Genomic DNA, 875 nt, shown 5'->3' with positions numbered 1-875 from the left:
AAAATCCGCGAGGATTTTCGTAAGTAGGCTAGAACCAAGCAATAAATTATATACGGTGTTGTGCTTTCGTTATTTCTCAAGTTCTTGCTCAATTTCCTTTATAATGGTCTCTATTTCAACCTTTATACGCCCAAATAATCGTGGTCCATTCGTTGCTTTAGCCAATAAATGGTAAGCTAATAGATAATTTTCAAATTCAGCTGATTCGAAGATTAGCTTGTTATCTAGCTTTTCGGAAATTGACTCGTGCTCAAAATCCATAAATCCTATATCCATCACAATTTTTCGGATACTTCCCTTTTTATAAAAAATAGTACGCAATTTTTCGTCTGTGAATTCTACTCCATTTAACTGAATGCTTAAAAAATCCAATGAACTATCAAAAGAGGCCAAGTTTTGCCTTAAGCTTTTATTTAAAATGATATTGAGCTTACCTGAACTAATGATGTCATTTAAAACTCCTGTTGCCGGTATATAGCTAATTGCACTGCCGAAAATAGGGGCGAACTTTTGAGAAATTCTCTGATTACTTACTGTGTCAAGCACATTTCTGTCAAATAAGTTCAATAGATATTCAAGTGACTGTATACGTTGCTCATTTTCTTGAATAGAGGCATTTATTTTATTCAAGTTAGTTTTAAATTCTGCTTGTAGAGACAATAAATATTCCTGCTCTAGAATTCTTTGTTCGTTGTAATTATTGTTATTGTTAATCTGTAAGGCTATTAATATCCCAATAACCACAAGTAAAATTTCTCCAATTGCATAAATCAGGTATTTACTGAATTTGTTTTCAGAGAGTAGTTTTTGACGGATTTTTCTAAAGAATTTTATCATTGGTTAGCGGTTGGTTATAATGAAGCACAACGTGATTG

General features: G+C 32.3%; 1 protein-coding gene. It reads right to left on the bottom strand.

The features are described 5' to 3' along the window. Positions 1–69: 69 nt before the first annotated feature. Positions 70–837: a DUF6090 family protein gene (locus tag G5V56_RS18855; RefSeq protein ID WP_166968096.1), complete on the bottom strand. Its 768-nt coding sequence runs from the start codon at positions 835–837 to the stop codon at positions 70–72. Positions 838–875 lie beyond the last annotated feature (38 nt).

Origin of the sequence: Yeosuana marina (genome assembly GCF_011762485.1) — a bacterium.
GTDB classification, from domain to species: domain Bacteria; phylum Bacteroidota; class Bacteroidia; order Flavobacteriales; family Flavobacteriaceae; genus Yeosuana; species Yeosuana marina.
Note: the sequence above shows the minus strand (reverse complement) of the source record. Positions and strands in the feature narration are given on the sequence as shown.

Excerpts from the sequence above, each read along its gene's own strand:
- G5V56_RS18855 (WP_166968096.1), bottom strand. The coding sequence starts at position 837 with ATGATAAAATTCTTTAGAAAAATCCGTCAAAAACTACTCTCTGAAAAC.